Source organism: Paenibacillus sp. OAE614, from assembly GCF_040546645.1.
In the GTDB taxonomy this organism is placed as follows: Bacteria; Bacillota; Bacilli; order Paenibacillales; family Paenibacillaceae; genus Paenibacillus_AQ; species Paenibacillus_AQ favisporus.
This window is the reverse complement of record NZ_JBEPOD010000001.1, coordinates 3,479,291-3,493,266: the sequence shown is the minus strand read 5'-3', so window position 1 is coordinate 3,493,266 and position 13,976 is coordinate 3,479,291. Positions and strand designations below refer to the sequence as shown.

At 47.9% G+C, this 13,976-nt stretch carries 13 protein-coding genes; 8 read left to right on the top strand and 5 right to left on the bottom strand.

The window, feature by feature from the left end:
• Positions 1-15: 15 nt before the first annotated feature.
• Positions 16-408, bottom strand: coding sequence for a helix-turn-helix transcriptional regulator (locus ABIE48_RS16010; protein WP_354519264.1), 393 nt, complete (start codon positions 406-408; stop codon positions 16-18).
• A 39-nt stretch (positions 409-447) separates the two neighbouring features.
• Positions 448-891: a hypothetical protein gene (locus tag ABIE48_RS16005; protein ID WP_192713941.1), complete on the bottom strand. Its 444-nt coding sequence runs from the start codon at positions 889-891 to the stop codon at positions 448-450.
• Between the two features lie 150 nt (positions 892-1,041).
• Here ABIE48_RS16005 and ABIE48_RS16000 point away from each other — a divergent pair, with 150 nt between their 5' ends.
• The 5 genes from ABIE48_RS16000 to ABIE48_RS15980 all read left to right on the top strand — a co-directional run bounded on the left by ABIE48_RS16000 (position 1,042) and on the right by ABIE48_RS15980 (position 5,330).
• The gene (locus ABIE48_RS16000; protein WP_145018755.1) at positions 1,042-1,878 is read left to right on the top strand and encodes a phytanoyl-CoA dioxygenase family protein; all 837 of its coding nucleotides are present in this window, start codon (positions 1,042-1,044) and stop codon (positions 1,876-1,878) included.
• A gap of 178 nt (positions 1,879-2,056) precedes the next feature.
• Entirely contained in the window at positions 2,057-2,245 is a 189-nt protein-coding gene (locus ABIE48_RS15995) for a hypothetical protein (RefSeq protein WP_145018758.1), read from the top strand.
• A complete protein-coding gene (locus tag ABIE48_RS15990) occupies positions 2,242-3,438 on the top strand; it encodes a winged helix-turn-helix domain-containing protein (RefSeq protein ID WP_192713942.1) in 1,197 nt (398 codons plus the stop codon). The genes ABIE48_RS15995 and ABIE48_RS15990 overlap by 4 nt, the downstream gene beginning before the upstream one ends.
• 51 nt (positions 3,439-3,489) lie before the next feature.
• Positions 3,490-3,978 carry a GNAT family N-acetyltransferase gene (locus tag ABIE48_RS15985; RefSeq protein ID WP_145163770.1) on the top strand — a complete coding sequence of 163 codons (489 nt, stop codon included), beginning with the start codon at positions 3,490-3,492 and terminating at the stop codon, positions 3,976-3,978.
• A 254-nt stretch (positions 3,979-4,232) separates the two neighbouring features.
• A complete protein-coding gene (locus ABIE48_RS15980) occupies positions 4,233-5,330 on the top strand; it encodes an L-dopachrome tautomerase-related protein (RefSeq protein WP_192713943.1) in 1,098 nt (365 codons plus the stop codon).
• A 273-nt stretch (positions 5,331-5,603) separates the two neighbouring features.
• On the opposite strand, the gene ABIE48_RS15975 is transcribed toward ABIE48_RS15980, so the two are convergent.
• Both ABIE48_RS15975 and ABIE48_RS15970 read right to left on the bottom strand, forming a co-directional pair.
• Complete coding sequence (locus ABIE48_RS15975) at positions 5,604-6,338, bottom strand: DUF4241 domain-containing protein (RefSeq protein ID WP_192713944.1); 735 nt, start codon at positions 6,336-6,338, stop codon at positions 5,604-5,606.
• A gap of 259 nt (positions 6,339-6,597) precedes the next feature.
• On the bottom strand, positions 6,598-7,986 hold the full coding sequence (locus ABIE48_RS15970; RefSeq protein ID WP_192713945.1) for an MFS transporter: 1,389 nt from the start codon (positions 7,984-7,986) through the stop codon (positions 6,598-6,600).
• A gap of 342 nt (positions 7,987-8,328) precedes the next feature.
• On the opposite strand from ABIE48_RS15970, the gene ABIE48_RS15965 reads away from it, so the two are divergent.
• The gene (locus tag ABIE48_RS15965; RefSeq protein ID WP_192713946.1) at positions 8,329-8,928 is read left to right on the top strand and encodes a TetR/AcrR family transcriptional regulator; all 600 of its coding nucleotides are present in this window, start codon (positions 8,329-8,331) and stop codon (positions 8,926-8,928) included.
• 240 nt (positions 8,929-9,168) lie between these two features.
• Here ABIE48_RS15965 and ABIE48_RS15960 read toward each other — a convergent pair whose 3' ends face one another.
• Entirely contained in the window at positions 9,169-9,921 is a 753-nt protein-coding gene (locus ABIE48_RS15960) for an SDR family oxidoreductase (protein ID WP_192715250.1), read from the bottom strand.
• Positions 9,922-10,085: 164 nt separating this feature from the next.
• Between ABIE48_RS15960 and ABIE48_RS15955 the strand changes: the two genes are divergently transcribed.
• On the top strand, positions 10,086-10,970 hold the full coding sequence (locus tag ABIE48_RS15955) for an AraC family transcriptional regulator (protein WP_192713947.1): 885 nt from the start codon (positions 10,086-10,088) through the stop codon (positions 10,968-10,970).
• A gap of 287 nt (positions 10,971-11,257) precedes the next feature.
• Entirely contained in the window at positions 11,258-13,864 is a 2,607-nt protein-coding gene (locus ABIE48_RS15950) for a winged helix-turn-helix domain-containing protein (protein WP_192715251.1), read from the top strand.
• Positions 13,865-13,976 lie beyond the last annotated feature (112 nt).

The window sequence follows — 13,976 nt, the reverse complement described above, 5'->3', positions numbered from 1 at the left end:
CGATGGCCAAAGGCGCTATCCATCTTCGCCGAACCGGCCGTTCATTCGGAATTCCGTCGGCGTGAGACCTGTCTCCTGCTTGAATTGATAACTGAAATAGTGAAGGCTCTTAAAACCGAATCTTTCCGCGATCAATTCCAGCTTCTCGCCCTGCAGAAGCGCGAGCTTCGCCCGTTTGATCCTTTCTCTGATAATAAAATGCTTCGGTGTCACCCCCATTTCATGTTTGAACAGCTTAGTGAAATGTACCGGATGATAGCCGCACAAGCTCGCAAGTGCGGCAACCGACCAGTTTATGCCGGGCTCATCCTGCATCGCTTGAATGGCCGGTTCGATCTTGTTCCTCGAACCCTGTACGTGGTCGTTCCCCAGCAGCTGTCGACAGATCAGCGTAATCGCCTGCATCATAAGCGAACGCAGTGTCAGCGTATATCCTGGGAGCTCGGATTAGTATTCATTAACCATTTTAGACAGGATCGGTTCAAGTCCGGCAATGGTTAGCAGGGTTGGAACCTTCACTTCTCCGTAAGACGGTATATGAAAAACGGACAGTTGCGGGGCACTGAACGAACCCGGATCGCCATATTTGATTTGGAGTCCGGGATGGACGGGCAAAGGAGAAGAGGCGTGCCAATGGAAATGAACGCTGATATAATCAGTCGTTCGAATAGCCGTCAGCTTCGTTTGGCATTCCGGACCGTAACAAACGCATTCTCCCGGCAGAATGGCTACTTTTTGTCCTCCAATCTCGAGCTCTGCGCAGCCAGACACGACATAGAAAAGCTGATTGTCGGGGATCTTCCGATACCCCCAGTCCGTTCCCGCCTCTGCCGTTGCCCTGGCAGAAAAATTGACCGTTGGCGTAATCATGTCTAATGTTCCGGTAAACATGACCAATCTCCTCCGTCTGAAGCTTAAACTTGCAAATACCCAAAAAGATGATGGATTTCGGAAAATACAATAATGAGCATACCATCTATGATAAATCTATAGAAGGCGTTTACATCCATCATTATAAAACGGGCGGGAGCGTGAGGTAAGTTGCTGAATGCAAATCAATTGGCCGAATTCGAGAAAAACGGTTTTGTGAAGGGCGGTATTGTCTTAAACGACGAGGAAGTGGAGCGACTGCGCGAAGAGCTTGATTTAGTCATGGAAGGGAAGTCGGTGAATAAACCGGTACTGAACCGAAACATGCTGGCGGAAAGCAGCGATTCCCTTCATGAGGGGATGAAAATGACGGTCAGTGAGAAAGTGGTGCAAATCGTCAACATTTGGATGGCCAGCGACGCTTTCTTTCAGCACGCCGCTCACCCGGTCATTTGTGAAGAGATCGCCCAGCTGTGCGGCACCGATACGCTGCGGATATGGCATGATCAAATCCAATACAAACCGCCCGTCTCCGGCGGTCCGACAAACTGGCACCAGGACCACCCGCTTTGGCCGATCATTCAGCCCGCGGATTTAGTCAGCGCTTGGGTCGCGCTCGACGATGCGGTCATCGAGAACGGCTGCATGTGGATGGTGCCCGGCAGCCATAAGTGGGGGAATCATCAAACCTATTTGGCGAACACGCCCGATTTCATGCCTTACCATCGTCAGCCGGAGCTGCTGCCGAAGGAAGCAAAAGTGGAAGCGGTACCGTTTGAAATCAAGAAGGGGCAGGTTGGCTACCACCATTGCCTCACTTGGCACGGAAGCCCCCACAACCGTTCGGAGCGCAAACGGCGGGCAATCGCCGTTCACTACATGCCGGGACATACCCGTTACGAACCGGACGGCAGCCATCCGATGCTGTCATATGTCACGATTAACAAAGGGGACATTCTGATGGGCGATCATTTCCCGGTCGTCTATTCATCAGCCGCCACCAGATGATGAAGGCTTGGTGATAGAGGTTGAAGGGGCACTCGAAATCGGGTGCCCCTTTTCCTTGGAAGATCCGATCTGGCGAGGGTTATTTTTCAATCCTTCTTGTTTTTATTCTCTAAATAATGGTAAAATGTATGGGAACGTTTGTTTGTTTTTGTGTTTTCCACAGATAGGGGGAATAGGCGTGGTTGAAATCGTTGAAAAAGAGCCATTTTCGGTATTAGGAAACAGGATTGCAGACGAAGTTCCCGAATGGATTCTGCCATTATGGCAAGAAGTAAATAATGACTATATTGAGATAAGCAACCTCGCCATCCGTCATCTTGTGCAATCGGCTCCCGAATGTTTCGTTAAGGAGTCGATGCGTTCATGATCGAATTGACAAACCGCCAGGCAAGACAATTTCTGTTATTGAAGCACGGGCTCCTAGGCGAATATCAATTTGCTGGAAAGAAGGGAGTATTGGATTTTGTGCGGCAGGTCGGCTGTATTCAATACGATCCCATCGATGTTTGCGGAAAAAACGCCGAATTGGTGCTGCAGTCGCGAATCAAAGGATTTACCAAGAACATGCTCGACGAGCTGCTGTATAAAGATAGATTCCTGATCGATTATCCTGACAAGAATCTGGCTATTATACCTCTCGAGGACTGGCCGTATTTTGAGCGGTACAGGCAGGCCGCCCGACAACATGCCAAGCGCTACCCCGGAATGGAAGAGTTGACTGAGCAAGTGCGGGTTCACATCCACAATTATGGTGCGCTAAGCTCGGATGATCTACAATTGGATGGGAATTTCTCGTGGCAATCGGCCATCCACTGGAGCAGCGGAAACAATACTTCCCGGTCGGTGCTGGAACAGATGTACTCGACAGGCGAGTTGATTATCCATCACAAAAAAGGAACACGTAAATATTACGATATCGCCGAGAAATACATACCGCCAAATCTGCTGAATGCGCCGGAGCCGCTGATGGCCGAGCTTGATCATCACAAGTGGCGGGTGCTGCGCCGGATCGGTGCTGTTGGCCTGTTATGGAATCGGGCATCCGATGCTTGGCTGAACATATGGGGATTGAAAGCGGTGCAGCGTAACGAGGTTTTCCGGCAGTTGTTGGATGAAGCTCGCATTGTTGCTATTGCCGTAGAGCAATTGAAGGATACGCTGTACTGCCGCGCAGAGGACTTGCCGCTAATTGAAGCCGTCCTGCAAAATCCGGAACCGAAATTTCGCTGCGAGCTGATTGCCCCGCTGGACAATTTGATTTGGGACAGAAAGCTGATCAGCGAATTGTTTGGCTTCGATTACACCTGGGAGATTTACACACCCGCAATCAAACGGAAATTCGGTTATTATGTACTGCCTCTATTATACGGAGAAAGCCTAATCGGACGAGCCGAAATCATCGCGGAACGAAAAACCGGTACACTCGTTGTTAAAAATATATGGTACGAGAACGGCATACAGCCAACAAAGCAGTTGCGAACAGCAATAAACCATTGTTTTCAACATTTCGCATTATTCAACGGATGCGGGACGATTTCGACAGAGTCTGTGGACGACTGATATTTTCATTTTGGTCAGGATTCGGAAAACATCACTTAGTGAGGTGGAAATATGAATAACGAAGTGATATTGCGAGACGTGAATAAAGATGACTTGCCGATCTTTTTTGAGCAGCAATTGGACAAGACTGCCAACCATATGGCTGCCTTTACTGCCAAAGATCCAACGGACAAGATCGCCTTTATGTCTCACTGGCACAAGATATTAGACGACGATCGGATTATAAAAAAGACCGTGCTTTTTAACGATCAAGTTGCGGGGCATGTATCGAGTTTTGAACAGTTCGGTGAACCAGAAGTCAGCTACTGGATCGGACGAGAGTACTGGGGAAGAGGTATTGCAACTAGATCACTTTCTCAACTTCTTGACTATGTAAACATTCGTCCCTTATTTGCTCGTGCAGCAAAAGATAATACAGCTTCTATTCGGGTATTGGAAAAATGCGGATTTAAGATTTGTGGTGAAGACAAGGGGTTTTCCAATGCACGTGCTGAGGAAGTCGAAGAATATGTTTTTAAGCTGCCTTCTAATGCAGAGTAGCGTTAGCTCAATAAACATTGAAGGCAGCCGCCCCAAGCAGGCTGTCTTTTTCCTAACTTACAGAAAGGTAAAACACGTCTTTTGCCATTAAAAATAACAGCCTTTGCAACAGTTGAAAATAGTGGCTGAGGTTGAACAAAACAAGCAAACCCATAGTATCCATCACGATAGATAAATTTAACAAGAACCAGGCACTACATCAAATTTTCATCATATATAGGTGATATCCGTTTAGATTTGATGAGGAGGATATCATGCAGCCTAAGTTACCTATGGAAAAGTATTTTGGGCAGTTTGAGCTAGTGCATGCTTTTTATGGGGCTATGCCTACTGGTGTCAGCGTTTCGGAAACCGGTCGTATTTTTGTATGCTTTCCGAAATGGGGAGACGACGTCCAATTTACTGTGGCGGAAATTGTAGAGGGTGAGTTGCAGCCTTATCCCAATTTAGAAACCAATTTGGTTAATACTGCGAATATTACGATGTCTTTCGTCAGTGTCCAAAGTATCGTCGCTGATGGAAGAGGAACACTTTGGGTATTGGATACAGGGGCACCAAATTTTTCTGAACCTATTCAAGGGGGAGCAAAATTAGTTGCTGTTGATTTAAGCACGAACACAATAAGGAGAGTATATACCTTTACTGAAGATATTGTTTTGCCAACAACTTATCTGAATGACGTCCGTTTGGATTTTCGGGTAGGTAGAGCAGGCTATGCATATATAACGGATTCTTCTTCCAGAGGGCCAGGGGCTATTATCGTCGTGGATTTAGAAAATGGGAACGCGTTTAGACGGTTAAATGGGGCAGTATCAACTTCACCTGATTCTTATTTTTTACCAAAAGTAGAAGGTAGAATTTTGATGAATCGAAACCCGGACGGCTCAACTTCCCCTTTTAGAATGGCTTCCGATAGTTTAGCAATTTCTGTTGATGGTAAGGTTTTATTTTATGCTCCGCTAACCAGCCGTCAACTGTTCTCGATCTCAACAGAAGCCCTAAGAGACAGGAGGATACAGGACATGAATTTATCTCAATATGTGCAGTATTGGGGAGAAAAAGGTGCGTCTGATGGAATGATCACCGGCTCAAAAGGAACCGTTTATGCAGGAGACTATGAAAATAATAGCATCCGGAAAATATTGCCGAATGGCGCAATGGAAACCATCGCACATGATCCGAGAATTTTATGGCCGGATACTTTTTCGATTGGCCCCGATCAATACTTATATGTCATTGTGAATCAATTACATCGGCAGGCGAGATTTCATTATGGGAGAGACCTGCGGGAAAAACCATATAGTTTACTTCGGTTGAGAATTGATGAATTCCCTGCTCCTACCTTTTCATAGTCATCGTAAACGAGCAAAAGACTGGCTTTACTCACAGCATATCCTCATTGTAAAGTCATACATGTGTTTGTGAGGAGTAAGGAGGGGTGGTACATATGTAACAAGCAGGGGTAATCCTCTGTATTCACTGATGTGATGAATATATCGAAGCTCGTCACCCGGAATTTTTGGTGGCGTGGCCTCAGCGAAGCTTACGTACAGCAGGTAGCAAGAGGAAGATTCAGTGTGACGAGGAGGAGAACGCCTATGACGGTCGTTCTCCTTTGAGCTGACTTACGTATATGCCAATTGAATGTCAATAAACTGAACGACGATTTGGCAAATTTCACCTGCTTGATCGTATCCCCAATAAACCGGATAAGCGCCATCGCCAAAACCGGATTGAAACATGGGGACATGGTACTCGGTATCAGGAATTTTCCAGTTTAGCCAATCGCCACCACTGCGTTGATACTGTGGATTTTCGCGATAACTCTTGGCAAACAGGGCTGCAAAATAATCATCGTAAAGATTGCCATCAGGATGTTCTTGATGCCACCGACTAGCAAAGTCGCAAAAAGCTTGATGCGCCTGCTTATCGCAAATACATGCCAGACCGGCATCTACATTGAAGCCAAAAAACTCTCCTTCCCCCATCCCTAAAATATCTTCATGTCCAATCAGAGCTTCCTCGAACCGGACGGCAGGAACATCGGAAAATCGCAGACGAACGGCGGCATAGCGGGCACAGTCACCATCCTCGTCCGGCTTCACCACACAGGCTTCGGCTGAGTAGGTTCCAACGGACGCCGTTTGGAAATAAGGCTGCTCCTCTATACTCCCCAAATAACATAGCGGGTCGCGGACAAGAATTTGGCCGGTAGGAATGGAGGTAGGACCAAAATCTATAACTGCCAGCTGCTTGCCTGCCATTTCAGGCAAAATAAAATAATCATTCAAATCTACAGGGCATTTCAATTTGTCACGCTGCTGCTCCCACTGGGACAGCCATTCACTTGTTGGGATCATGGGCATTTACCTCCTGATATAGGCTTGTAAAAGTAGTGCGTTTTGAGGGTATTGAAGTTACAGGCATTAACACCAAAGTGGCATCCTCCCTATGTTAGAACAGCAACTCGACTTGAATCAACTGCCTAATGAAATAAGTTTTGAACATTCTCATGCTGAAGATCGAAGGTTAACCGCTTAAAAGCTGCGTTGCTGCGGCTTTATATGGTTAACCGTATTTGATATATACTATCAATTAATGTATACCATATTAACTTTGCTAAGATGACGATGACGATGTGGCTTTTGGGGCTATTCGTCTTAGGTACAGAAAGGCACACAAATTGGATATAGCCGCCACCACGGCTAGCCCCCAGAATAGGTTGGCATACGTCTGGCTAGGCGGAAGATGCTTTTGCCATTCCATTGCACTGGACATCACCGCAATGCTGAACGCGCCGCCGATAAACTGCATCAGTTGGTACAATCCCGTTCCTGAACCCATCTGAGAAGAGGGGAGTGTGCACGAAATTTCGTTAGAAACACTGCTGCTAATGATAGCAAAGCCTAAATTCATCAGCATGTACACAAAAACATTGGCTACCCAAAAGTGGGTGCCCAGTCCTGCGAATAATACGGCCGCCAATAATACGAGCATAGGAGTCGTACGCAGCATTCTGCTGCTTCCCCGCTCGTCGATCATCGCCCCGACCCTTCTTGATAGCAATGTAGACAAAATAGCACCTGGAAAAATAACAAATCCGGCATGACTTGCACTCAAACCAAAATGTTTCAATAGCATTTGCGGTAGCAAAAAAAGCGTTGCAAAGTTGCATAAATAGGCTAAGACCCCGATTAAAGCAATCATAAGATAGGTTCTGTTAGCTAATAATGACGGCAGCACAAATGGATGTTTCGCTCGGCGGATATGCAGAGTAAAGACGATTATCCCTGAAATTCCGATCAACAAGGCAACGGGATGATAGTTGGTGAAAAATAGCAGCAGACCTGCTGTACCTGCACTCAGTGTCACTGCTCCCATTACATCGAAAGACCGTTTGGACATCGACTCTTTTGGGATAAAACACATAAGCAGCGGGGCAATGCACAACAGAGAGGATGTAATGGCAAAAAGATATTTCCATCCGAGATACTGCACCACAAAGCCGCCAATGACCGGGCCAAGTCCAAAACCCAGTGACACGGAGGACATGATGAACGTCATCGATTTCCCCCTGCGTACCTGAGGTATGTAACGGGCTAGGAGCACTATGGACAGGGAGAGTGCCGCCCCGGCCCCGGCAGCTTGCACGATGCGGGCAGTTAGCAGCACCCAGAAATGGTTACTCAGCATCGCTCCAACCGAGGCGCCTCCCGTCAAAACCAGACTAATGCCGAACAATCGGTTGAGCGGAACCAAATCAGACAACCGGCTGTAGGTGATCGAGGAGATGGCGAACATGATAGAATAGCCGGTGACGGTCAACGAAACGATAGATGAAGGCAGGTTGTAATCATGGCTTAAATCGCTTAATGCCAAATTAAACATGGCCGTATTCATTGTGACCAACACAACAGTAAGGCAAAGCAACGTAATAATGAAGCCTTCACGCGGAAGCAAGAGAACTTCATTTTTCTCGGTCTTCGTATTGTGGAGAGCATCCTCCATGAGATTTCCTTCTTTCCTTCTTATATTGTGAGAGGTTACATATCTAGCGATCTAATGCCTACTTCTACTCATTGAAAAATCCTCCTAAAAGGTTTATTTATTCCAAACAGGCAAAAGCCTGTCATGAAATCAATTGGAGTCCACTTTTTTCTCGATCATTGTACGTAAATCCCCTTGATGAATGGCCAGCCCAACGCTATTTCATTTTGGAATGGCTTGCTGTACAATAAAAGAGACCGAATGGTATCTTTTATATTATCAGGATTCTAGTAAATGACAAGGCCAATATTGTATAATTTATTTAAATCTATTGGAATAAAAGAGGTTCATACGGAGGAGCTCATGAAAAAAGGGGATCGAACACGGGAATTTATCATTATGAAATCGGCTGAAATTTTTAACCAGAGAGGATATGCCGGCACATCGCTAAACGATATCATTGCCGACACAGGAATTAAGAAGGGGGGCATCTATCGACATTTTGCCAGTAAAGACGAGATCGCGCTGGAAGCTTACAATTACGCTGCCGGCATGGTCAACAGAAAATTTTCTGAGGCGGTCGACCAAGAGCAGTCTGCTTCAGGAAAGTTAATGGCTTTTTTTCGTGTCTATGAGGATGTTGTAAACAATCCACCATTTATCGGCGGATGTCCTATGCAGAATACAGCTGTAGAAAGTGACGATACGCATTCAGAGCTTAGTGGTCGGGCAAGACAAGGTTTGCATACTTTCTTGGATATGATGAAAAGTATCATTCATGACGGCATTCAAGCTGGGGAGTTTAGAGAGGATCTGGATGTGGATGCGCTAGCATCATTTGCATTTTCCTTGTTGGAGGGAGGGATTTTGCTCAGCAAGCTGGATGGGGATAACAAGCACATGTTAATAAATATAACAATCTTCTCGTCCTATTTGCAGCAGTGCTGCTTAAAGACACGTTAATCTGGTGTTCTGGCGCATCGCATTGGAACCGACTGCTGTTTTGGGAAAGAAGAATTGTTAAATAAGCTGTTATAAAGAAGGGCGTACCGAAACCGCAACGAAGTGCAGGGGTACGTCCTTTTACTAGTAGCTGAAAACCTGGCTCAAGTATGTGCTCTAAAACTACTCCTTACTTTTGAGCAATTTTAAGGTAACGATAAATGGTGGCTTTTGATGTTTTTAGTCAGCATGATCCGTCTCCTATCCTTGCGCTGTGGGGCGGACCACGATTTCACTGACATCCACGTCATGGGGCTGCTCAATTGCGAACGCAATAGCTTTGGCGATAGAGTAGGGGGATAACCCGATATTCTGATAAGCTTCGAGTTTGGCTTTCATCTCTGGGTCCCTTATAGCGTCCAGAGCATCCGATTGCATGGATCCAGGTGTGTTTGTGAATCCGGGTGAAACAATCGTTACGCGAAGCTTATCGCCGGCCTCTTGACGCAGACCTTCTGAGATCGCACGAACGGCAAGCTTTGTCCCTGCATAAACCGACATATTAGGCAAAATCCGATAGGCTGCCGTGGAAGCAATGTTAATAAAATGTCCTGAGCCCTGATTCCGAAAAGTGGGTAATGCCGCTGCTATCCCATATAGAACTCCTTTAATATTAATGTCGATCATGTCTTCCCATTCCTCGACCCGCAGATCGTCAAAGGGAGACATGGGCATGAAACCCGCATTATTAATAAGAACATCAAGCTTGCCGAATTTCTCGCTTGCCAATTGGACAAGGTTTGTAAGGTCTTCGGACCGCTTCACGTCAGTAACGAGATAAGCTGCCTTACCGCCAGACTTCTCAATCCGGTTGGCTATAGCTTCAAGCTGATCCGATCGCCGCGCGCCAAGTACAACTTGGGCTCCTCTCTCGGCAAGCAGCATTGCAGTTGCTTCACCGATCCCGCCACTTGCGCCTGTTATTACAATGACTTTATCTTGTATTCCGGACACACTCACCACTTCTTTCTTCTATAATATATGTCTCTTACATATTTCATTTTAAGAAAAGCGGGCGTTCAACCGGTAGACCATTCATGCCCGTTCCTTGCCTAATCCCGCCAGAGAGGTATAATGGGTTTAACTGATTTTTGAATAAAAGAGGTTGGTGCATAAACTTGAAAGAGCTCATTTCCGAGTTAGTCCGGTACATTGATCATCATACACCGATGGATGGCGTGCACAGCATGGCAATTCCTGAGCTTTATTTCAGACGTCAATCTCAGCAGTCACGGCCAGTTTACAGCAACAGCCATCCTTCCCTTTACATCGTTGTTCAAGGTTCTAAAACGGTGGACTTAGCCGAGGAAAGATATGATGTGGACCCAGGGAGCTATTTGGTCTCTCCGATACATCTGCCTGTGATCGGACAAATTACTCAAGCATCGCCAAGCCATCCATACCTAAGTCTACAACTGACCTTCGATCCGGATCTTCTTCTCGATATATCGACAACATCCAGTCCTTCGAAGAAGATGACGACTGAACGAGGAATCCTGCTCAATCCGTCAACCTCGGACTTGCTCAAAGCGGTTTTACGCCTTGTACAACTTCTGGAGACCCCCTCTGATATTGAGGTGCTGGCTCCCTTGATCGTTAAGGAAATATTTTACAGGGTACTTCAAGCTGAGAAGGGAGAGCTGCTGAAGCAATTTGCCGTGATCGGAAGCTATTCTCAATGTATATCCGAAGCCATACAATGGATCAGAAATCATTATTGTGAGCCTCTAATCATTGAAGAGCTGGCAAAGACGGTCAAGATGAGTCCGCGGAGCTTGCATAGACATTTCAAGAAAGTAACGGCCATGAGTCCGCTTCAATATCAAAAGATCATTCGCTTGCAAACAGCAAGACGACTACTGCTTACGGAAAACCTGGATGCAGCTAACGCAGGATTCCGTGTTGGATATGAAAGTCCTTCACAATTTAATCGAGAGTACGCCCGGTTATTTGGACGTCCCCCGATAAGGGATATTCATGATTTGCATGAATTTTCCTTGTAGAGGATATCTGCACCTAATCATGGGTATGGAAGATTAGTAATTAAAACTAATGCACGACGACAAGAACATACACACTTAACAGCCGCATTGATGCGGCTTTTTTTTATGCGGCTCGGCGTTGTAGATACCATAGTCGGCTACGCTTCTGGAACAAATCCGTAATTAAGGGTTCATCGTATACTAGAGATCCCGTGAAGCCGCGATTATTCGTCTTTCTCCCGGTTCGACATGTTAAAATAGAAAGCACGAATACGAAACGAATCCTTCACTTGGGAAAGGACCAGACGATGACGAGCGATTGGAATAACAACAACCCTGAGATTCTCTTATCAAAATTACGGATTCCCCACCTTCCTGTCCAGTACGTGTCACGCCCACATTTGATCGAGCGATTGAATGAAGGCATGGCTGGGAAGGCGACATTTCTGACCGCTCCGGCGGGGTACGGCAAAACGACCTTGGTCAGTGAATGGGCAGGTCAATCGGACGTTCCCGTCGGCTGGCTGTCGCTGGACGAAAAGGATAACGATCTGGTCCGGTTTTGGCGTTATGTCACGACTTCTATCGAGCGGACGATCGGAGAGCTGCCGAGCTCGGTCCATGCTGCGGCTGATGCGCTGAATCCCGGACAGGCTGAACCGTTTCTCGTGAATTTACTGAACGAATTGAACCGCCTGCAGAATCCGCTTGCGTTGATCTGGGATGATTGGCACCTGATCGTGGAACCGGAGATCGTCGAATCCGTTTCATTCTTCCTGGAATATTTACCTCCTTCCGTATATCTTCTATTCGCAAGCCGTGCCTCAGCCAGTATTGTTAAGGCGAGATGGCGGAGCCGTGGCTGGATCCATGAAATCGATGCCGATCCGATGCGATTCGATTTGCGGGAAACGATGGATTTCTTCCGGATCTATTCCGGGCGGGAGCTGCGAAGGGAGCAGATCGAGCGTTATCTCGCCGAGACGGAGGGCTGGGTGACCGGCTTGAAGTTAATCTCGTTATCTTGGCGTTACGGAGGCCGATCAGATGCCGGCAAGAGGCGCCATCCTCCGGAAGGAGGGAGCTTGGAACAGTATTTGCTGGAGGAAGTGTTCGAAGCTTTGGACGAACGGACCCAGCGTTTCTTGCTGGATGTGTCGGTTCTGGAGCGCATGAACGGTCCTCTGTGCGAAAAGGTTGGCGGAGGTAACGGATCGGTGAAGCTCGCGGAGTCGGTAGACGTCGGCCTGTTTTTGGTCCCGTTGGATGACCGTAGGGAGTGGTACCGGTTCCACCACTTGTTCGGAGAGTTTTTGCGGAATCGGCTAGAGCTCCAAGATCCCGTCAGAACGAACGCCTTGTTCCAAGCCGCCGCCGAATGGTGCGAGGGACAGGAGATGCTTGAGGAAGCGGTCGGATATTATTTGGCCGGGCAGCGGTATGAGGAAGCCATGCGCTTGCTGGAAAGGATGCGCAGCGTCATGATCCGCCGGGAGTTCCACGCAATCCGGTCCTGGTTGCAAGCGATTCCCGAGCAGATGTTGATCCAGCGACCCTACCTGTTCTTTTCGTATATTTTCTCGCTGTTATGGTCCCACGATGTTGAAAAGGCAAACCGGTATTTGCTGCTGGCCGAGCAGTATTATGAGGAAACTTCGACCATGTGGGGAGAAGAGGAAAAGAACCGTTATCTGGGTTACCTGTATTACGTTCGCAATTTCAAGGCGACCCAGTATGACATGGACATGATCCGAGCGCTGGAGTATATCCGTTTGTCGCTCCGACATAGTCCCGAAGGGACGGATTTAATTTTCGCGTCTCCCTATATGCCGCTGGCTCCATCGGTTTTCCGCTCGTATAACGGCAAACGGGGCAAGCATCTGCCCAGGGGCCTGTCGGACGACTTTTTCGTGAGTATGATCGAATTCATGGGACGGATAGGCTTGCAGGACTTGACGGTGATTTGCTATGGGGAACTGCTGTACGAACGGAACGAGTTGGAGCAGGCGGAGAACTATTTGAAGCAAGGACTCGCGGGCAGCAGCCATAAAGCCTATCAGCCGGAAAAAGCGTATGTCCCCGCAAGCCTATTCCTGTCGCGGATCGGAAGAGCGAAGCAAGACGTCGCCCTGGCGGAGAAGTGGCTGGAGGAGGCTTGCGCGAGAGCGCAAAAGGAGGAAGCCGATGCAGCGCCGATTCTCCTCGAAGCGGAGATGGCCGCTCTGCGGCTCGAACAGGGGGACATTACGGAGGCCGTCCGGTGGAAGGAACGGTACAAGCTCTCCGCGGACGATCCGGTGTCCGTATATCAGCTGTTCGTTTACGTCTTCCTCGTCCGGGTGTTGATGGAGACGGGTGAGCGGCAAGAGGCGTGGGAGTTGTCGGAAAAGCTTTTTTCCATCGCGGTCAAGGGCCATCGTCCGATGGATGCACTTGATCTGCAGATTCTGCAAGCGATGATGCTCCAGCGCGGGGACAAGACGGAGGAGGCTCTGCTCAAGCTGGAAGAGGCGTTAGGGTACGCTGAGCCGGACGACTACGTCCGCGTGTTTGTCGACAAGGGCAAGCCTGTCGCGGAGCTGCTCGCGGAATACGTGCGGCAGCGCCAAAAAGGGAACATCCGAGACCGCAATGCGCCCTCTCTCACTTACGTCCGCAAAATTTTGGCCTGTTACGGCGGAACGGCCGATCCGCTGAATATCCCGCCAGCCGCTCTGGAGACGCTTCTGACGCCTAAGGAGTATGCGATTTTCCGCCACATGGAAGTGGGCATGGACAATGCGGCGATCGCAGCAACGCTCGAAATCAGCATGGGCACCCTCAAAGCGCATATTAACCGCATTTATAGTAAGCTGCAGGCGAAAAATCGCTTGGAGGCGATAAAGCGCGGACGAGAGCTGTGGGGTGACCGCTGATTCTTCCAAATTTGATCTAATCTTCTATAACCGAGGCTATAACCGCGGTTAGATTCAATAGCCAAAAGGATCTTTTATAATTTCTTTTGAAAGACTATTGATTGAGAGAAAG